This window comes from Erwinia rhapontici (assembly GCF_012271765.1).
Classification (GTDB): domain Bacteria; phylum Pseudomonadota; class Gammaproteobacteria; order Enterobacterales; family Enterobacteriaceae; genus Erwinia; species Erwinia rhapontici.
On record NZ_VRKO01000016.1, the window covers coordinates 415,930 to 432,155 of the forward strand.

27 protein-coding genes and 1 tRNA gene are annotated in these 16,226 nt (G+C 50.8%); 20 read left to right on the forward strand and 8 right to left on the reverse strand.

What is annotated here, in order from left to right; all coding sequences use genetic code 11:
- The 8 genes from FVB43_RS18775 to FVB43_RS18810 all read right to left on the reverse strand — a co-directional run bounded on the left by FVB43_RS18775 (nucleotide 1) and on the right by FVB43_RS18810 (nucleotide 3,370).
- The gene (locus FVB43_RS18775; RefSeq protein WP_167864505.1) at nucleotides 1-228 is read right to left on the reverse strand and encodes a hypothetical protein; all 228 of its coding nucleotides are present in this window, start codon (nucleotides 226-228) and stop codon (nucleotides 1-3) included.
- Nucleotides 221-511, reverse strand: a complete 291-nt coding sequence (locus tag FVB43_RS18780; protein ID WP_167864506.1) for a hypothetical protein — start codon at nucleotides 509-511, stop codon at nucleotides 221-223. The genes FVB43_RS18775 and FVB43_RS18780 overlap by 8 nt, the downstream gene beginning before the upstream one ends.
- The gene (locus FVB43_RS18785; RefSeq protein ID WP_167864507.1) at nucleotides 508-1,032 is read right to left on the reverse strand and encodes an HD family hydrolase; all 525 of its coding nucleotides are present in this window, start codon (nucleotides 1,030-1,032) and stop codon (nucleotides 508-510) included. Before FVB43_RS18785 ends, FVB43_RS18780 begins: the two co-directional genes overlap by 4 nt.
- Nucleotides 1,032-1,448: a hypothetical protein gene (locus tag FVB43_RS18790; RefSeq protein ID WP_167864508.1), complete on the reverse strand. Its 417-nt coding sequence runs from the start codon at nucleotides 1,446-1,448 to the stop codon at nucleotides 1,032-1,034. The genes FVB43_RS18785 and FVB43_RS18790 overlap by 1 nt, the downstream gene beginning before the upstream one ends.
- Before the next feature lie 387 nt (nucleotides 1,449-1,835).
- Nucleotides 1,836-1,912, reverse strand: a tRNA-Ile gene (locus FVB43_RS18795).
- 164 nt (nucleotides 1,913-2,076) lie between these two features.
- Entirely contained in the window at nucleotides 2,077-2,229 is a 153-nt protein-coding gene (locus tag FVB43_RS18800) for a hypothetical protein (RefSeq protein ID WP_167864509.1), read from the reverse strand.
- On the reverse strand, nucleotides 2,229-2,450 hold the full coding sequence (locus FVB43_RS18805; RefSeq protein ID WP_167864510.1) for a hypothetical protein: 222 nt from the start codon (nucleotides 2,448-2,450) through the stop codon (nucleotides 2,229-2,231). Before FVB43_RS18805 ends, FVB43_RS18800 begins: the two co-directional genes overlap by 1 nt.
- Nucleotides 2,451-2,701: 251 nt before the next feature.
- Nucleotides 2,702-3,370, reverse strand: coding sequence for a S24 family peptidase (locus tag FVB43_RS18810; RefSeq protein ID WP_242462169.1), 669 nt, complete (start codon nucleotides 3,368-3,370; stop codon nucleotides 2,702-2,704).
- A gap of 105 nt (nucleotides 3,371-3,475) precedes the next feature.
- Between FVB43_RS18810 and FVB43_RS18815 the strand changes: the two genes are divergently transcribed.
- From FVB43_RS18815 to FVB43_RS18910, 20 genes are all read left to right on the forward strand, one after another.
- Complete coding sequence (locus FVB43_RS18815; protein ID WP_167864511.1) at nucleotides 3,476-3,718, forward strand: transcriptional regulator; 243 nt, start codon at nucleotides 3,476-3,478, stop codon at nucleotides 3,716-3,718.
- A 19-nt stretch (nucleotides 3,719-3,737) separates the two neighbouring features.
- A complete protein-coding gene (locus tag FVB43_RS18820) occupies nucleotides 3,738-4,262 on the forward strand; it encodes a YmfL family putative regulatory protein (protein WP_167864512.1) in 525 nt (174 codons plus the stop codon).
- Nucleotides 4,263-4,481: 219 nt separating this feature from the next.
- Entirely contained in the window at nucleotides 4,482-4,736 is a 255-nt protein-coding gene (locus FVB43_RS18825; RefSeq protein ID WP_167864340.1) for a hypothetical protein, read from the forward strand.
- On the forward strand, nucleotides 4,729-4,905 hold the full coding sequence (locus tag FVB43_RS18830; RefSeq protein WP_167864513.1) for a DUF4222 domain-containing protein: 177 nt from the start codon (nucleotides 4,729-4,731) through the stop codon (nucleotides 4,903-4,905). The genes FVB43_RS18825 and FVB43_RS18830 overlap by 8 nt, the downstream gene beginning before the upstream one ends.
- A complete protein-coding gene (locus FVB43_RS18835) occupies nucleotides 4,902-5,936 on the forward strand; it encodes a conserved phage C-terminal domain-containing protein (protein WP_167864514.1) in 1,035 nt (344 codons plus the stop codon). The genes FVB43_RS18830 and FVB43_RS18835 overlap by 4 nt, the downstream gene beginning before the upstream one ends.
- On the forward strand, nucleotides 5,933-6,379 hold the full coding sequence (locus tag FVB43_RS18840) for a PerC family transcriptional regulator (RefSeq protein ID WP_167864515.1): 447 nt from the start codon (nucleotides 5,933-5,935) through the stop codon (nucleotides 6,377-6,379). Before FVB43_RS18835 ends, FVB43_RS18840 begins: the two co-directional genes overlap by 4 nt.
- A 115-nt stretch (nucleotides 6,380-6,494) precedes the next feature.
- The gene (locus FVB43_RS18845; RefSeq protein ID WP_167864516.1) at nucleotides 6,495-7,778 is read left to right on the forward strand and encodes a ParB/RepB/Spo0J family partition protein; all 1,284 of its coding nucleotides are present in this window, start codon (nucleotides 6,495-6,497) and stop codon (nucleotides 7,776-7,778) included.
- The gene (locus FVB43_RS18850) at nucleotides 7,778-8,404 is read left to right on the forward strand and encodes an MT-A70 family methyltransferase (protein WP_167864517.1); all 627 of its coding nucleotides are present in this window, start codon (nucleotides 7,778-7,780) and stop codon (nucleotides 8,402-8,404) included. The genes FVB43_RS18845 and FVB43_RS18850 overlap by 1 nt, the downstream gene beginning before the upstream one ends.
- Nucleotides 8,401-8,826 (forward strand): HNH endonuclease, encoded by a 426-nt coding sequence (locus FVB43_RS18855; RefSeq protein WP_167864518.1) that lies wholly within the window; start codon nucleotides 8,401-8,403, stop codon nucleotides 8,824-8,826. Before FVB43_RS18850 ends, FVB43_RS18855 begins: the two co-directional genes overlap by 4 nt.
- Nucleotides 8,823-9,179 (forward strand): RusA family crossover junction endodeoxyribonuclease, encoded by a 357-nt coding sequence (locus FVB43_RS18860; RefSeq protein WP_167864519.1) that lies wholly within the window; start codon nucleotides 8,823-8,825, stop codon nucleotides 9,177-9,179. Before FVB43_RS18855 ends, FVB43_RS18860 begins: the two co-directional genes overlap by 4 nt.
- A 107-nt stretch (nucleotides 9,180-9,286) precedes the next feature.
- Nucleotides 9,287-10,099 carry a KilA-N domain-containing protein gene (locus tag FVB43_RS18865; RefSeq protein WP_167864520.1) on the forward strand — a complete coding sequence of 271 codons (813 nt, stop codon included), beginning with the start codon at nucleotides 9,287-9,289 and terminating at the stop codon, nucleotides 10,097-10,099.
- Nucleotides 10,099-11,124 (forward strand): DUF968 domain-containing protein, encoded by a 1,026-nt coding sequence (locus FVB43_RS18870; protein WP_167864521.1) that lies wholly within the window; start codon nucleotides 10,099-10,101, stop codon nucleotides 11,122-11,124. The genes FVB43_RS18865 and FVB43_RS18870 overlap by 1 nt, the downstream gene beginning before the upstream one ends.
- Nucleotides 11,117-11,512 (forward strand): antiterminator Q family protein, encoded by a 396-nt coding sequence (locus FVB43_RS18875; RefSeq protein ID WP_167864522.1) that lies wholly within the window; start codon nucleotides 11,117-11,119, stop codon nucleotides 11,510-11,512. Before FVB43_RS18870 ends, FVB43_RS18875 begins: the two co-directional genes overlap by 8 nt.
- A gap of 167 nt (nucleotides 11,513-11,679) precedes the next feature.
- A complete protein-coding gene (locus FVB43_RS18880; protein ID WP_133844958.1) occupies nucleotides 11,680-12,021 on the forward strand; it encodes a hypothetical protein in 342 nt (113 codons plus the stop codon).
- A 3-nt stretch (nucleotides 12,022-12,024) separates the two neighbouring features.
- Nucleotides 12,025-12,564, forward strand: coding sequence for a lysozyme (locus FVB43_RS18885; protein ID WP_167864523.1), 540 nt, complete (start codon nucleotides 12,025-12,027; stop codon nucleotides 12,562-12,564).
- On the forward strand, nucleotides 12,561-12,929 hold the full coding sequence (locus FVB43_RS18890; protein WP_167864524.1) for a hypothetical protein: 369 nt from the start codon (nucleotides 12,561-12,563) through the stop codon (nucleotides 12,927-12,929). Before FVB43_RS18885 ends, FVB43_RS18890 begins: the two co-directional genes overlap by 4 nt.
- A gap of 215 nt (nucleotides 12,930-13,144) precedes the next feature.
- On the forward strand, nucleotides 13,145-13,348 hold the full coding sequence (locus tag FVB43_RS18895) for a hypothetical protein (protein ID WP_167864525.1): 204 nt from the start codon (nucleotides 13,145-13,147) through the stop codon (nucleotides 13,346-13,348).
- A 38-nt stretch (nucleotides 13,349-13,386) separates the two neighbouring features.
- Nucleotides 13,387-13,737 (forward strand): HNH endonuclease, encoded by a 351-nt coding sequence (locus FVB43_RS18900; RefSeq protein ID WP_167864526.1) that lies wholly within the window; start codon nucleotides 13,387-13,389, stop codon nucleotides 13,735-13,737.
- 180 nt (nucleotides 13,738-13,917) lie between these two features.
- Nucleotides 13,918-14,373, forward strand: a complete 456-nt coding sequence (locus tag FVB43_RS18905; protein WP_167864527.1) for a P27 family phage terminase small subunit — start codon at nucleotides 13,918-13,920, stop codon at nucleotides 14,371-14,373.
- 2 nt (nucleotides 14,374-14,375) lie between these two features.
- Nucleotides 14,376-16,106, forward strand: coding sequence for a terminase large subunit (locus FVB43_RS18910; protein WP_167864528.1), 1,731 nt, complete (start codon nucleotides 14,376-14,378; stop codon nucleotides 16,104-16,106).
- Nucleotides 16,107-16,226 lie beyond the last annotated feature (120 nt).

Below are 16,226 nucleotides of genomic sequence, written 5' to 3' on the forward strand. Positions count from 1 at the left end.
TTAAGGTGTCCAATAAGTCAGTTCTTCAGCAACGTTCCAGCAGGCATCCCCGATGTCTTCAAAATCAGGCTCTTCGCTGCACTGGCGTGAGTCGATAGTGATTTCGGCATTACGGCGGCAGAATTCTTTCCACTGCTTGCGGCCTTTTTTCCATCCCCGGTGCCAGCCCAGCGCTTTCGTTTCTATACGCCAGGCGCGGTTGGCCAGCTGCATTTGAGACTTAGCCATTGGAAACCTCCTTGGACACAGTGCCGGTGCGTGTGATAGCAAACGCAGTGCATGAAGGACCGATACGAATTGCACGTAACGCCATTACGAAAGGCGCATGAAATCTTCCATCAAAACTGTTCAACAGGGTCGTACAGTCACCAACACCCAAATCGGCATCATTATGGAAAGCAAAAGAGCAAAGCATTGGCATCTGATGCTGATTGCAGATTTCAATAATCTTCTGCATTAACGGGCTGATTTGTTCGTCGTAGACAGCCTCAAGGTCATAGAGCTCTTTCATGACGTCACCTTTAACTGGTTCCAGCGGTTAATGAACATCGCCTGTGCGGTTTTTGGAGGAAGAGGAGTTATCAGAAAGGGATCGAGTTCAATGCCATCAAGGCAGGGCCAGCGAATGCCATCATCCAACCCCAAATCCCGGCGTTCTGTACCGAGCATCACTAAATCAGCGTGTTTAACTTCTGGTGACATAGCTGGTGGAAGCCCGAACTTAGCCCGGATCACTGCATCTGCGCGCCCTTCGATTGCCTGATAGTCAGGTAACAGGGCTTTCAGCGGAGAATTGATATCACTGCAATACGCTTCAGTGGCATCGTGCAACAGACCTTCCAGGGCGAATTCAACAGGAACCAGATAGCTGACGCGAACGGAGTGCTGTGCAACGCTGTAGAACTCAGACACATGACCAGTGAACCGGCAGATGTTCGAAAGCGCCCCTGCAATATCTTCAATACAGATCGTATCTGCCTGCGGATTGATGAAGTCAAAGTGCTTTCCTGTGAGGGTAGTAATCCAGGACATTAGCTTGCCTCCCCAACCAGTACGGCATTGGTTCCCACAACGCGCTCGATCACTTCGGCAGAGAAATTACGCTGACCGGGAAGATTAAGAGCCAGGGCAATGGTTGTCTGAATCAGATGAAGGTGTGCGTTCTGCTCAACTAGGTCGGCCAGCACATCAAACTGAACGTAACGACCAGCAGGGCATTCACGCATGAAAGCGAGCTCATGGTTCATCTGCATCTGGTAATCAGGCTCAAAGCGTTTGACGTTGCTCTTACATACGGCTGCGGCCAGAACGTTGCGAACGTCGAGGCGTGTAGCCAGAGCGCGAAGCAGCTGGCTGATATCTGGGAATGAGTGTTCCAGTTCACGTGCTTTGCCGTAAGCCTCTTTGACGAGTTCCGGCGTTGTCAGAGTTCCGACTTCATGTGCCATCGAAATAACCTTTTCGCTGTATTCAGGTTGCACGAAGCCCTAACCGGGGTTGGTTATATTTCGTGAGCCTGATGATTTTTATTAAATGGCTGGTGGATCACTGCATTAATCCACAGCCGTCTCCGCTGAGTAACACATCGAAAAGAGCACTATCTCCGGTTCACTCGCCAGCCTGCTAAGCAGCGCCGTCCCCTAAATACTCTTACCTGTTGTGTTCGCGGGGTCTACTTCCCTCCTGTCACGGTTCTTTCCCCGCGTCATCATGTGTTCATTCGGTACATGAAACCCTTTTGGCGGGCTTCCACCGACTCCCATCTGTTTTTTAAGTCACTCAGATATCGTCTGGACTTTTAAAGCGGCAGTGTGATTTTTCACTAATGCCCACTTTGGTGACCCTTACTGGACTTGAACCAGTGACCAGGCGGTTATGAGCCGCATGCTCTGACCGACTGAGCTAAAGGGCCGAAATATGTGTGGTGCCAGATGCTTATCTTCTGGTTGTCTCTGAGGACTGCAATTCACCACATCGGCAAGGGCATTCGCTTCACGTCTCTAAAGCGTTCGAAAACACCCGTGTTACAAAAGCCCTTGCCGATGTGACCAGTGCCGCCGCAGCGTCGCGGATTGGTTATTCAATAACTTCAGCCAAGCGATAACTACCTGGGAATTGCTTAACTTTTTCGAGGTAATTACGTGCATCGTGCTCATCAGAGAATTCTCTCGAAACAAGCCACTTCCCTCGGATTTCGCCACCCTCGACTTTAAAAAGAACAAGAAACATTAAGCCTCCATCCATTTTCGGAACTTTGCTGCCTGGTTGGCAGATGAAATTAAACCTGGTTCCTGCATTGTGCTGGCGCGATAAATCTCAACTTCAGGTGCGTGGGTGCTAAAGCGCGGACCGTCAATGAGATAGACTGAACCCTGACTACTGAAAACGTTAGGGTTTTTCATTCCCACAATCATCTTGGCGAAATCTATTTTTTTCGTGTTGAAAGCCATCTTCTCTACTCCGCTAAGTGGCAGACCATGTATGCATTAAAAAGGACGGTCAAACAGGGCGGGACCTACTTACCCTGGATGGTAAAACCCTGCTGACCGTCAAGACTACACACAGCGTTTAACTCTTTGCTGAAATCAATTAAACAATAGCTTTATTGCTGTGTCAACTAAATGTTTATATCTGGGTTTTCGAGGCGCAGCGAAAGGCATACGCCCAGCATGAGCTGGGCATACATACAGGAAGAGGGGGATTAGTCTTTGGAAACGTCTTCGGCTGATATAAAGCGAGTTGCTTTGATAATTCCCGAAACAAAATGGATTTTTACAACGTTGGATGGGGGCATTGTGATCGGCTTGTGGTCATTGTTGATGCTAGTGAATTGATAGTCACCATCACGAGTAAAATTAAGTATTTTTATCATGTTGTGTCCATCTGCTGTGCGGATAAAAACCTCATCGCCCGGATGCACTTTCGTGTTGGGTTCAATAACGACAAACTCACCAGACTGGATTCGTGGCCACATGCTATCTCCGCGAACACGAACGCCATAAGCACGGTTGTCGCTGCTGTAAATTTGCAGCCACCCGGCGTGGAACTCCATCATATCAATCAAGCCATCCATACCCAGCACTGCATCACCTATTACAGGGATAACTCCATCCCTTGCACCACCAACAAGCTCAATGCTGTCTGAGCCATTATCTTCGCCCAGTATCCATGACAGACTTAAGCCAGTTGAAGCCGCTATTTTGATAGCTGCCGTCTTCCCAATTTCACCACGCTTGAACCAGTTATTCACAGCCTGAGGGCTAACTTCAGCCAGCCTGGCTAAACCAGCCTTCGTCACATTCGCTGCTTTAAGTAGTTCCTCTGGGCGACTGAGCTTGACCATCTCTCTTTCCACGCTTTTATCTTTCATCCCTTAATAATAAACCTTTTGTTTACACGCAGGAATAAACAAAAGATTGACGTTTATATAAACTTATTGTTTAATCTCACCATCAACAAAAACTGGAGATTTTTCATGACCCCATTAGGCAAGGCGATCAAGGCAGCAGGTTCGGCAAGAGCTTTAGCAGAGAAGCTCGGAGTATCTGCAATGAGCATCAGCTATTGGCAGCATCGCTCATCAGGGATGGTTCCGGCAGAGCGAGTGATCCGCGTTTTTGAGGTTACAGGTGTAACCCCTCATGAGCTTCGCCCTGACCTTTATCCAAACCCAACAGACGGAATGACAGAGATTAGTCGTTCAGCTGGCGCACGTTAACTACCAAAAGGACAGGGAAATGGTGGAATTACAGCAGATCGTGATTCAGGCATGTAAGGGCTACGAAGGTACTAACGCTCAGATAGCTGAACTGATGGGGTTGAAATACAGCGAGTTTAACAACCGCCTGCACATGAAGAACGGCACACGCTTCTTCGACATGGACCAGCTGGCCTACATGCAACACGTGGTGGGTTATCCGTTCCTGGCTGATTACTTTGCATCACAGTTTGGAATGTTGGTCGTTGATAACCCGACTCCAGAGCTGGTGGACAATGTGGATTTATTAACTCTTCAGATGCGCGCTGATGCAGCGAGAGGCCTTGCAGCTCAAGGCAAGCTGGATGCTGAGGAGGATGGAGTAGTTGAGTACCACGAACTGAAATCAGTAACACAGAGCTTCATGAAGTCCATTCGTTATATGAAGCAGGGTGTACTGATGTGGGCAGCGTTGCACGGCATGCAGGCCGAAGCAGCGGATTTACTGGTGGGCAGAAAAGTTGATGCCCAGGAGATTGCAGCCCCTGGGCATCGGCGCACTTAAGTCACTTCGCGGAGACAATAAGCACATGAACACTTTACTAAAAAAATCGGGTATACAGCAAATGCGTTGTAAGGCGATGACGGGAGGTAAGTCCCCGGCCTCGTTCTCGTATGAAGCAAGATTACCTGGCCAGATGGATTTCAACAACTACCAATACGTTCTGCCACGGGTAGACGTGGAGTCGTTCTGGAAGCGCGTAAACGCGATGGGGGGGGGCTTATGAACCCTGTCGATTTTATCCAGACAAACCTCGTTAAAAAGCTTCTGGAGGAAGGATTCCCGGCTGACGTTGCCAACAGTGGCGCACTGGTCGGCGTTGATCACTACAGACGTTGCAGCCAGGCATCAAAGAAGGGTGCGATGTTTGACGACTGTCTGCATTACGCACGCTTACACGCGACCTACAGCACTCCAAAAGCTAATCGCCCTAAGCGCACGCGTAAATCTAAATCAGCTGGGGGTGCACGTGCATGAAGACAGCCAAAACCTCAATCGCAAATATCGCGACCCACGTGGCGTTCTCGTCAAAGTCATTCGTTGGGACAAAGTTAATCAGCAGGTCATCTTCCTGCGCGAAGGATATCCGCACGAGTGCATGCAGCCGCTTGAGCGCTTCGTTAAGAAATTCACGAGGGTTCTATGAGCGTTAAGTTATCCGCATACGTCTGGGATGGCTGCGCACTGTCTGGCATGAAGCTGACAGAGGTGGTCATCATGGCTCGTCTTGCTGACTGGTGTAACGACGAGGGTGTTTGCTGGCCTAGCGTAGGGACTATTGCCCGTCAGATTGGCGCGGGTGAAAGCACTGTCCGTACTGCTATTGGCAAGCTTCAGAAAGAGGGCTGGTTAAGCCGCCGTCAGCGCCGCCAGGGGAACCGTAACGCATCCAATGTTTATCATCTGAACGTGGCAAAACTGCGTGAAGCGGCCAACAAAGTTCATACGCCAGAATCTGACACATCAAAATCTGATGCATCAAAATCTGACGCGTCGAAATCTGAGGCCTCAAATTCTGACCCGTCGAATAACTGCCGCGAAACAGGTTTTCACCCGTCAGCATCTGGGGGCGATCCGTTAGTAAATTCAAAACAAGAACCATCAGATAAAAACACTTCTGTCCAACCGCCTTCAGCGGCAGGACTGGATGACAAAATTTCTGAAGAAATCCACGTAACAGACCAGGCGATTCTTGTGCTGAAGCATCTGAACCTGATGACCGGTGCAAAATACACAACGGCCAAAGCCACTCTGGAGAACATCAGGGCGCGTCTGGTCGATGGTCACACAGTCGACGAGCTGAAAACTGTTGTTGAGTACATGTCCGACCGCTGGCTGGGAACTGAGTGGTCAAAGCACCTGACCCCGCCGACGATATTTCATCCGGCTAAATTCCCGGCGAACCTCCTTGGAGCGCAGGCATGGGAGAAATCAGGACGTGCAGCAGCGGCACAACGAGCGGAGCCAGTGAACACCGCTGAACGTGACGATGCCTTCAAGCGCCTGGTGGCAAACCCTGGCAAACCCCGTAACCGTATCGAGGAACTGGCTAAACGCGCAGCTGGCAAGGCTGGCCTTGGCCGGATGAACGAATCGATCGCTCGTAACTCGTGGAAAAGCATCTGGACAGAAGCGGTGAAGAACGCGGCAGAAGAAAACCAGCAGGAGTCAGCATGAATATTCGTGAGATGGCTATCGAGTTTGTTCGCAATAACCCTGGCTGCACGTCAACGCAGATCGCTAACGGAGCTGGCATCCCGAAGCGACTTATCCAGCCGCTTATGTCGGAGCTTTACATCGAAGAAATCGTTTCCCGTTACTCGCATTACGCGCACCCGTTTTACTACCGCATCCCCCTGGATTCAGACCAGGAGAGTCTGGGTAAAAAGTATGACCTTCACCGTGCTAAAGCAATCGATCTGGAGAAGCGCGGCCTGTGGCGTAGAGCTGCCCGTGAATGGCTTCTGGCGATGGATGGTACCGACAACTCCGTAGCCCGCGATAAAGCTACCGTTCGTCGTGAGCACTGCATCAGTCAGGGCCGGGTAGGGGTCGCATACGACACCCCGGGGATCGGCGTAGCGGTTGTGCCAGAGATTGATCACTGGAGGGACTGGTGATGAAGAAATTGCGGGAGCACTTCACCCGGCACGAAATTTTCTATCACAGCATTCAACTCGCTAGCGTAATGATTTTTCTTCTCTTTTTGGCCCTGGTATTGGAGATGGTAAGCAAATGACTTCACTTTCAGTAGTACACAAAAACCGCGACGAATCTGAAACCGATATCGTCCCACGCAAAACCTACTTCGCAGGGCTGAAAGAGTTCTATGTTGAGCCCGGCTATAACGTTCGCGACATCGATCAGACGCATGTTGAAGAGTTCCGTGATGCTTTTATTCTCGGTGAAGAAGTCCCGGCGCTGGTGGTTCAGGTCACAGAGCAGGGCTTAAAAATCATCGACGGCCACCATCGTTACTACGGTGCATTGCTGGCGACTGAAGCAGGCACTGAAGTGGCTCGTCTGGAATGCAAAGACGCCAAAGGCACAGAAGCTGATCGCATTGCACTGATGGTCACCAGTTCCCAAGGACGATCACTGCTGCCGTTGGAGCGCGCAGGCGCATATCAGCGCTTGATGAATCAGGGCTGGACCGAAGCCGAAATTGCGAAAAAAGTAAAACGTTCTGTGGCTGACATTGAGCATCACCTCCAGTTGCTCGAAGTAGGCGACACGCTGATCGGTATGGTCCGTTCGGGGGAGGTTGCGGCAACAACAGCAGTATCATTATCACGTGAACACGGCACTAAAGCTGGCGCAGTAGCAGAAGAGAAGATGGCTGAGGCTAAAGCCGCTGGCAAAAAGAAACTGACCAAAGCCGCTGCTATTCCGCAGTTTAACGCTGGCAAAGCCCGCCGCCTGGTGGAACTGATGGCCGCATTCGAATTCAGTGATGATGGCTACAAGGCACCGGATGAAATTTATCTTGAGGCGATGGGCATTCTGGCCGAGTACCGCGAGAAGCATGGCGTGCCAGCGCCAACCATCACAGAAGGTGAAACGCTTGAAACCAAACTGCCCCTTCTGAAAGAAGACATCATCAACCAGAGCGGTGTAACGACCTGGGCATGTGCAGCGGCCGCGTTCGGCGACAAAGCAGAGTTCACATTCAGCGAATCGAAGTACGCGCACACATGGGCCAGCGACTCTTTGGAAAATCCTCAAGTCGTCGTTATCCCGGCAGAGACTATCCGCAAAGCCGTTGAGCTGGTGGACGCGTATTCATCAACTGACGAACTGCGGGCATTTGTTGATAAGCATTACGCCGATGAAACGACACGGGAAGACATGTTCCAGCGCTTCAGCCAGGTGTACAAAGAAAACCGAAACTTCGCCCCAACAGCAGCAGATTTCCTGAGATTACTGAATTGCACGCTGAGTTCTACCTGGGCAAATGTCAGAGAGTTACGTGCAGCAGTAAAGTCGGCCATCAAAGAGCTATCACCAGAGGTGGCCTGATGAAGTACGGACTGATTTACGCTGATCCTCCCTGGTCATATGGCAACACCATCAGCAACGGCGCAGCCAGCGATCACTACAGCACGATGAACCTTGCAGATATTAAGAGGCTCCCCGTATGGGAGCTTTCTGCGGACAACTCAGTGTTGGTGATGTGGTACACCGGCACTCATGTTGAAGAGGCCAGAGCCGTCGCTGAGGCGTGGGGCTTCGACGTTCGCCAGATGTTTCTGTTTACCTGGGTGAAGTTCAACGGCAGGGCAGAGCAGCGCTTCAACGCCGCATTGGAAGAGCAGACTATTCACGACTTCACCGACCTACTGGAAATGCTGAACGCTGAAACACGGATGAATCCCGGCAATTACACGCGGGGTAATCAGGAATCTGCGCTGGTGGCTGTCCGGGGAACGGGACTGGAACGCGCCAGCAGATCGGTAAAGCAGGTGATCTACTCCTGCCAGGGCGAGCACAGCACTAAACCAGCGGAGGCACGTTTTCGACTGGAACAGCTTTACGGTAATGTTTCGCGCATTGAGTTATTTGCACGCCGCCCTTCAGAGGGCTGGGATATCTGGGGCAATGAGTGTGACAGCAGCGTGCAGATGCTGCCGGGGAGGATTGCATGAAATTAACAAAAAAACAGCGTAGCGAGTTGCGAATGAAGTTTGGCGGTCGGTGTGCTTACTGTGGATGCGAACTACCTGAAAAAGGCTGGCATGCTGATCACGTTGAAGCGGTGCTGCGCGTTTCAGAGCAGGACATGAAAGCGAAAGAAAAGGGCCTGTTTAAGCTCAAAGCTACCGGGGAAGTATTTAACAAGCACGCTGACTGTGTCGACAACCTCAACCCCGCATGCGCTCCGTGTAATCTGTTCAAAACATCTTACTCCCTTGAGATGTTCAGGAAACAGGTTTCGCTTCAGGCTGAACGCGCAAGAAAATCCAGCGTTAATTTTCGCACTGCTGAAAGGTTTGGGTTGATTGAATTAACTAACGCACCGGTAGTGTTCTGGTATGAAAGGTATCTGAAGCAGGGGGATGTGGCTTGAAATTAACCTTGCCATTTCCACCCAGCGTTAACGGCTATTGGCGTTCCACTCCGAAGGGGATGCTGATCAGTGCAAGAGGGCGAACATACCGGACCAATGCTATAGCGTCAGTATGGGAGCAGCTTAAGCGCCGCCCTCAGCCTATCACCCACGAAATTGATATCCACGTCATTCTCTACCCGCCGACCCGCGCAAAGCGGGATTTGGACAACTTCCAGAAAGCATTATTCGATGGGCTGACCCATGCCGGAGTATGGGCAGATGACAGCCTGATTAAACGAATGACGGTCGAATGGGGTAGCGTGACATGTCACGGCAAGGTGGAAGTGACGATCAATGAATTTCATCGATAAAACAACGTACTTACGTTGCCCTGTCGGTGTCGGGATTGTATATTTATACAGTCACTTAGTTACGGTCCGCATGCAGGCGGGCGTAACAACAACAAGCGGAGACAAGTATGAATCAGTTACTCGTAATTGATGGCGTTTCTGTACGCCAGGATACAACCGGGCGTTATTGCCTGAATGATTTGCACAGAGCAGCTGGTGGAGAAGAGCGGCATAAGCCAGCTAACTTCTTCCGTCAGGACAACATCAAAACGCTGTGTGCGGAAATTGACCGTTGCTCAGATTTGAGCATCGGTTGTGTGGAGTCAATTCGCGGCGGTCCTAACCAGGGAACATACGTCAGTAAAGAACTGGTGTACGCGTATGCGATGTGGATCAGCGCTATCTTCAATCTGAAGGTTATCAGAACGTTTGACGCGGTGATGACCGGGCAACATAACATCCAGCGTTCTGACCAGGTGCAGGCGGGTGTGATACTGCTGGAGTCGGCCGCACGAACGCTTAACTTCTCAAATTCATCAAAGCTGGGTGCTTATCAAAAGCTCCAGGAGTTTGCCGGGTTGCCAAACATGATGCCGTCATACGCGATTGATGCGCCGTCAGACAGTGTTGATGGCTCCAGCCGACCGACACTATCGCTCACGGCGTTGATTCAACAGAACCACGTCCAACTGAGTATCACTGAGGCATTCAGCCGCCTGGCTACCGCTGGCATCGTAGAGAAGTTATCTCGCGTCAGTAATTCCCGCAGGGCGCGTAACGGCAGAAAAGAATTCTGGTCCGTGACATCGAGAGGCCTGTTGTTTGGTAAGAACATCACCAGCCCGAACAGCCCCCGCGAAACGCAGCCACACTTCTACATCACAAAGTCTCAGGAACTGATCCGCATAATGGTTTCGGCCAACAGCGCAGCGGGGTGTTAATGAGAGCGTTACTAAAACCCTGCATACAGCCTGATCTGGGGATTGTACTGTTACGCCCTGGCAGTGAGCTTATGTCGCTGTTTCGTTCGCGCAGGGTGCTTATCAGTACTGAGCCGCATCACATGCACAACCTGCCATCGGGAAAACTTGCTGAAGCAGAACAACCGTTACTGGATCACCCAGGGATGTTGGCGTTCTTCACTCATGAACGCGTTATCAGTTCGGCTGGTGGCATTAACGTACTGGAAGAACACTTGATGCGGAGTAAGGGCTGTCAGTGGAGTGGGGACTGGCATTCATCGGATCATACAACTCTGCGCACAGGGAACGGTGCTGTACGGCTTTGCTATCACTGCGATAACAAACTGAGGGAAGTTGAACCTTCGCCACCGATGTTGGATTTAGCGGCACGCAATACGGCCTTGTGGGTGATCGACAAGGCGCGTTCTGCGTTCATGCTGCCGGAAGCGCATCAAATAACGTTACCTGAGCTGTGCTGGTGGGCTGCAACAAAGAGCGTCACAGACCTGATGCCAGAGAACGCGGCGCGTCAGGTGCTGAAACTCCCCGATGAAAAGCCATTAAGAGGCACGTTAAAAGAGTCGCGAATCAGGCCAGAGCCCTCAGCGGTCCGCATTCTGGAAGAGCAGGCAAAGCAGGTGCTGGAAATGGCTATCGACCCTGAGACGCCGGAAACCTACATGCTGCGCCCGAAGCGCCGCCGCTGGAGCAATGAGAAGTACACCCAATGGGTAAAAGCTCAGCCGTGTCTGTGTTGCGGTAAGCAGGCCGACGACCCGCACCACCTTATCGGTTACGGCCAGGGTGGAATGGGAACTAAAGCGCATGACCTATTCGTGTTGCCGCTATGCAGAGCGCATCACGATGAGCTTCATGCGGATGCACGTGCGTTTGAATCGAAGTACGGCACACAGCCAGAGCTGATCATTCGCACGCTCGACAGAGCCCTGGCACTGGGCGTTATTGCCACGGGGAAGAAAAATAGCGGAGACAAAGATGCGTGATATTCAGATGGTATTAGAGCGCTGGGGCGCATGGTCCCGGCATCGTTATGAAATGGGGTATTCGCCAATAGCGGCGGGATTTAAAGGACTACTGCCGGAATCACCGAGCGCGCTTACATGTACAGATTCAGACGCGATGATTGTTGATGCCTGCGTAGGACGGCTAAAGGCAAAAAAACCAGATGAGCATGCGCTACTTGAAGATCATTACATCAAAGGGATATCAAAGCGACAGATTGCACGGCAATACAGACTATCAGAGGGCATGATCCGCATTCAGATGCAGATGGCAGAAGGTTTTGTAGAAGGCTGCTTGTCGATGCTCGACATTACACTTGAGATGGATTCTTACACTCAGAAAAAAACAATTCAGGAACCTGTAAAATAATATTCATGCGTTACGCATTTTCTCTTGTAACGTGATAAGAGTGGTCACAACGACAACAACTTATCCTAATAAATATCCAGCCTCGGCAATCGACGGGGCTTTTTTTTATCCCTTTACTCAACCCACACACGGCACCACGGCAATGCCGGAGGTGGAGCATGTATCGAATGAATCAACGTGCAGACTTTGCAATGAACGGGGGCAGCATCGTGACGTTTATATCCAGCGTCTTGGGCCTGTCCACACTTGAGCTGGTATATGTTGTGACAGCGATAGCAGGCGCTCTCATTGCATTGCTCGGCTACCTGGATAAACGGGTTACAGAAAAACTAAAGCGGAAAGCAATTGAGGAGGAACGCAGTAACGAGAAAGAACGCCTTCGCCTCGACCGCATCCGCGCCCAGGCTGTGATTGATTACCTCAAAGGGAGTGGTGACACTCCTTCAGTTAACAGATCACCCGAGGTTATCAAAGGCATCAACCGTGTGCTCGACGAAGCGAAGGATTGACCAATGGCAAACCTGAAAACAAAGTTGAGTGCTGCTGTTCTGGCGCTTGTTCTCGGTGGCGCGTCAGCCAATCTGATTCTGGATCAGCTTCTCGACGAGAAGGAAGGCAACAGCCTTAGCGCGTATAAAGATGGCTCCGGCATCTGGACAATCTGCCGTGGTGTCACCCGCATTGATGGAAAGCCTGTTAAACCCGGCATGAAGCTGTCAGCTGAGAAGTGCAGTTCCGTGAACGCCATCGAGAACCGTAAGGCCCTGGCATGGGTTCAGGCTAACGTTCGCGTTCCGCTGACTGAACCACAGAAAGCCGGCATTGCATCTTTCTGCCCGTACAACATCGGCCCCGGAAAGTGCTTCACGTCGACGTTTTACAAAAAGCTCAATGGCGGGGACAAGCCTGGTGCGTGTGCTGAGATTAAGCGCTGGGTGCATGACCGGGGGCGCGACTGCCGGCTGACGAAAGGCCAGGAGAATGGCTGCTACGGCCAAGTCGAGCGACGGGATCAGGAATCCGAATTAACGTGCTGGGGGTTAGATAAATGACGTGGCGAGCTTTCATCATCACCCTGGCAGTAATAGTGGCTATCTCCATCGGATATGGAGAGGTTCGCTACCTGAACGGCTGGTACGCGCATTCAGCGAAGGTTAATGCAGATGCCGCTAAGAAGGTTACGAAAGCCAATAAGGCACTTGAACCAGCAGAAGCTAAGGCGGCAACAGCACAGGCCGAGGCCACTGTTATTTACCGGACAATAACCCGTGATGTGGTGAAATATGTTCAAGACCCGAATCGCACTGTCTGCAAGTTTGATCCTGATGCTGTCAGCATGCGGCAACGCGCCATCGACGCTGCCAACAATATCCCAGGATTTGATGCTGGAGCCGTGCAGGCTCAGCCCGGCAGGTAGTGACAGCGATAGTGACGTGCAATCGGACGTCGAGAGCGCTGCATGCGTTGCTAAGCTGCGCCTGAACACTTACCGCTGGCAGGAATGGTACAAGGCGGCGAAGTGAGCATCACAAGGCGCATTTGCGAGTGCGCCTGATGATGAATCATAAATTTAGCTTCACTGGGGTTAATCCTAGCGCTAAGGTGTAGCCTCACTTTAAAAAGGAGGTTGTGATGTTAGATAATTATTATACCCCGAGCGAAGGCGCTGAGAAGAAACAGAGACTTTTAGCTGTTCAAGCAGCACTTGAAATCGCTAAAGCTTCTGTTGGCAGTAGCAACGCAGCAAGTTTATCAAGAGTTGATGATGATTTAAAAGCTGTAGCTAGCGGAATTAACAGCTTGGCAAATGCAATACAGCATGCATTAAAAAATTAAATCAAGCCGCCTCCGGGCGGTTTTTTATTGGAGTAAATATGCCAGCCAGAACGCCCAGAGCCTGCCGCAAGCGCGGTTGCCGCATGACTACGACCAACGCCAGTGGCTACTGTGATGAGCACAAAGGGGAAGGATGGGCGGCATACAAACCCGGACAGGACCGACACCAGCGAGGCTATGGTACTGACTGGGAGGCACTCCGGGTCATCGTGCTTCAGCGGGATAATCATCTTTGCCAGGAGTGCCTGAAAGAAGGTGTTGCACGTCAGGCTAAGACAGTCGATCACATCATACCCAAGGCACGCGGCGGTGGTGATGACCCGAGAAATCTCCAGTCCCTCTGCTGGCCGCATCACCATGCGAAGACTGCGAAAGAGAGATGCAAGTAAGAATCGTTATCATTAATGCGAAATTAGCATTATTTTGGTGCAAAAATTTAACGAATCAGAGGGGAGGGGCGGGTCAAATTTCTGGAGCGCCTTGCCCTCCGTACTGCCCGCCCCGTCGAATTTTTACGCGTGAGAAATAAGAAATCTTTTTTCGACGTTTTTTAACATTTGAGGCGACCAATGGCGACTGCAATGAGAGCTGCTGGTGGGGGCCGAAAACAGAATCTGCCTGCCAAAAATAAAAGCAGCCTGACCCGGATCGCCCCTCCTGAAGAATTACTGAGTGATACAGCGATCCGCTTATGGAAAACGCAGAGCAAAATATTAATCGCGCGTGGCACATTCGAACTTGAAGACGCTCCGCTCCTCCTGGCGTACTGCAACACTTTTCATCTGATGATTACCGCAGAAAAAGTGATAACAAAGCAGGCTGAAACGGATTTGGAAAACTTCGGCCTAGCTGACATCGGTGGGACTGGTGGGCTAAAAAAACATCCCGCGGTATCCGTTCGTAACGACTGCGTTTCTCAACTGGCGCGGCTGGGCTCACTGCTCGGCCTTGATCCTCTCAGCCGAATAAGAATGACAGGCGGAGGAGGCCAGGAGGAAGAAGAGAACGAATTTAATGAGTTTTAGATATGGCGACATACCCGAACGTCAATGCAGCAAATCAGTATGCACGGGATGTGGTCAGCGGAAAGGTTATCGCGGGGCAGTATGTTATCGCGGCATGTCAGCGGCACTTAAACGATCTGGAATTAGCGAAAGATAAATCCTGGCCGTACCGCTTTGATAAAGATAAAGCGGAGAGAACCTGTAAATTCATTGGGCTGATGCCGCACACGAAAGGTGAGTGGGCCCGACGAAAACAGAAAATTAAATTAGAGCCCTGGCAGCAGTTCATTTTTGCCGTGGGCTTCGGCTGGCTGAAGAAGAAAAACAAGCTTCGCCGTTTTAATGAGATTTATGTTGAGGTTCCCCGTAAGAACGGGAAGTCACTGATTGCCGCTGGCGTGGGCAACTACATGTTCTGTGCCGATGGTGAGTTTGGTGCAGAAGTCTACTGTGGCGCAGTAACCGAAAAACAGGCATGGAAGGTGTTTGAACCCGCTTTGCTGATGGTTCAGAAGCTTCCTTCTCTGCGGAAACACTTTTCAATAAAGCCGTGGGCAAAAAAAATGACCCGGCCGGATGGCTCTGTTTTTGAGCCGGTAATTGGGGACCCGGGTGATGGTGACTCACCATCCTGCGCAATCATTGATGAGTATCATGAGCACGCAACAGACGCGCTCTATACCACGATGACGACAGGGATGGGGTCGCGCACTCAGCCGATGACGCTGATTATCACTACAGCCGGTTTTGATATGCAGTCTCCGTGTTACGAGAAGCGCACGCAGATAGTGGAAATACTTGATGGTGTTCGCAGTGGTGGCGAAAGCGATCACATCTTTGGTGTTATTTATACGCTTGATAAAGACGACGACTGGACAAAGCCTGAAGCACTGGCAAAGGCTAATCCAAATATCGGTATTTCCATCGACCCAGATTTTTTGAGGGCAAAGCAGCAGCTGGCTATATCCACACCTAGTCAGACGAACAAGATTAAGACGAAACATTTCAATATTTGGGTAACGGCTAAATCCGCTTACTACAACATGGAGAAATGGAAAGCTGCGGCCGATCCCTCTCTCACCCTGGAGCAGTTCTATGGTGAAGAGTGTTATCTGGGTATCGACCTTGCATCGAAGCTTGACCTTAACTGTGCCTGCCCTGTTTTCATGCGTGAGATCGATGGGAAAAAACATTATTACTGCGTAGGTGCAAAGTTCTGGGCCCCCGAAGAAACCATTTATTCGACGGATACCCAGTTAAAACGTACAGCTGAACGCTATCAGAACTTTGTTAATCAGAATCGTTTAGTACCGACTGAAGGTGCTGAGGTTGATAACCGCCTTATTTTTGAATCGATAGTGTCTTTGAATGAAAAAGTTAAGGTGGTTTCTTCTCCAATCGATCCACATGGCGCCACAAGCCTGTCCCATCAGCTCAATGATGAAGGCTTGAGCCCGGTCACCATCATCCAGAACTACACAAATATGAGCGATCCTATGCGTGAAATTGAGGCGGCGCTTGCCGCTGGTCGTTTTCATCACGATGGAAACCCGGTCATGCAGTGGTGTATGACGAACGTGATCGGGAAATATATCCCGGGTAGTGATGATGTGGTGAGGCCAACAAAGCAGGGGGATGAAAATAAAATCGATGGTGCAGTCGCACTGATCATGGCAATCGGACGGGCAATGCTTAACGACTCAGACAGAACCTTATCCAATCATATCGAATCCCACGGCATCCGTTCACTTTAACTGAGGCAATTATGCTCATGATGATAATCACCCCACTGATCGGGGTGCTGGGGGCTATTTTGCTCTCTTCCGGTGTGTGGATGATCTATCACCCTGCCGGATATATCGCGGGAGGTCTGC

What these genes read in the sequence shown, in the direction of transcription:
- FVB43_RS18820 (WP_167864512.1), top strand. Translation starts at nt 3,738, where the DNA reads ATGGTGGAATTACAGCAGATCGTGATTCAGGCATGTAAGGGCTACGAA.
- FVB43_RS18800 (WP_167864509.1), bottom strand. Translation starts at nt 2,229, where the DNA reads ATGTTTCTTGTTCTTTTTAAAGTCGAGGGTGGCGAAATCCGAGGGAAG.
- FVB43_RS18810 (WP_242462169.1), bottom strand. Translation starts at nt 3,370, where the DNA reads ATGAAAGATAAAAGCGTGGAAAGAGAGATGGTCAAGCTCAGTCGCCCA.
- FVB43_RS18865 (WP_167864520.1), top strand. Translation starts at nt 9,287, where the DNA reads ATGAATCAGTTACTCGTAATTGATGGCGTTTCTGTACGCCAGGATACA.
- FVB43_RS18885 (WP_167864523.1), top strand. Translation starts at nt 12,025, where the DNA reads ATGGCAAACCTGAAAACAAAGTTGAGTGCTGCTGTTCTGGCGCTTGTT.
- FVB43_RS18780 (WP_167864506.1), bottom strand. Translation starts at nt 511, where the DNA reads ATGAAAGAGCTCTATGACCTTGAGGCTGTCTACGACGAACAAATCAGC.
- FVB43_RS18895 (WP_167864525.1), top strand. Translation starts at nt 13,145, where the DNA reads ATGTTAGATAATTATTATACCCCGAGCGAAGGCGCTGAGAAGAAACAG.
- FVB43_RS18775 (WP_167864505.1), bottom strand. Translation starts at nt 228, where the DNA reads ATGGCTAAGTCTCAAATGCAGCTGGCCAACCGCGCCTGGCGTATAGAA.
- FVB43_RS18845 (WP_167864516.1), top strand. Translation starts at nt 6,495, where the DNA reads ATGACTTCACTTTCAGTAGTACACAAAAACCGCGACGAATCTGAAACC.
- FVB43_RS18835 (WP_167864514.1), top strand. Translation starts at nt 4,902, where the DNA reads ATGAGCGTTAAGTTATCCGCATACGTCTGGGATGGCTGCGCACTGTCT.
- FVB43_RS18855 (WP_167864518.1), top strand. Translation starts at nt 8,401, where the DNA reads ATGAAATTAACAAAAAAACAGCGTAGCGAGTTGCGAATGAAGTTTGGC.
- FVB43_RS18870 (WP_167864521.1), top strand. Translation starts at nt 10,099, where the DNA reads ATGAGAGCGTTACTAAAACCCTGCATACAGCCTGATCTGGGGATTGTA.
- FVB43_RS18875 (WP_167864522.1), top strand. Translation starts at nt 11,117, where the DNA reads ATGCGTGATATTCAGATGGTATTAGAGCGCTGGGGCGCATGGTCCCGG.
- FVB43_RS18785 (WP_167864507.1), bottom strand. Translation starts at nt 1,032, where the DNA reads ATGTCCTGGATTACTACCCTCACAGGAAAGCACTTTGACTTCATCAAT.
- FVB43_RS18825 (WP_167864340.1), top strand. Translation starts at nt 4,482, where the DNA reads ATGAACCCTGTCGATTTTATCCAGACAAACCTCGTTAAAAAGCTTCTG.
- FVB43_RS18905 (WP_167864527.1), top strand. Translation starts at nt 13,918, where the DNA reads ATGGCGACTGCAATGAGAGCTGCTGGTGGGGGCCGAAAACAGAATCTG.
- FVB43_RS18890 (WP_167864524.1), top strand. Translation starts at nt 12,561, where the DNA reads ATGACGTGGCGAGCTTTCATCATCACCCTGGCAGTAATAGTGGCTATC.
- FVB43_RS18815 (WP_167864511.1), top strand. Translation starts at nt 3,476, where the DNA reads ATGACCCCATTAGGCAAGGCGATCAAGGCAGCAGGTTCGGCAAGAGCT.
- FVB43_RS18790 (WP_167864508.1), bottom strand. Translation starts at nt 1,448, where the DNA reads ATGGCACATGAAGTCGGAACTCTGACAACGCCGGAACTCGTCAAAGAG.
- FVB43_RS18850 (WP_167864517.1), top strand. Translation starts at nt 7,778, where the DNA reads ATGAAGTACGGACTGATTTACGCTGATCCTCCCTGGTCATATGGCAAC.
- FVB43_RS18910 (WP_167864528.1), top strand. Translation starts at nt 14,376, where the DNA reads ATGGCGACATACCCGAACGTCAATGCAGCAAATCAGTATGCACGGGAT.
- FVB43_RS18880 (WP_133844958.1), top strand. Translation starts at nt 11,680, where the DNA reads ATGAATCAACGTGCAGACTTTGCAATGAACGGGGGCAGCATCGTGACG.
- FVB43_RS18805 (WP_167864510.1), bottom strand. Translation starts at nt 2,450, where the DNA reads ATGGCTTTCAACACGAAAAAAATAGATTTCGCCAAGATGATTGTGGGA.
- FVB43_RS18840 (WP_167864515.1), top strand. Translation starts at nt 5,933, where the DNA reads ATGAATATTCGTGAGATGGCTATCGAGTTTGTTCGCAATAACCCTGGC.
- FVB43_RS18900 (WP_167864526.1), top strand. Translation starts at nt 13,387, where the DNA reads ATGCCAGCCAGAACGCCCAGAGCCTGCCGCAAGCGCGGTTGCCGCATG.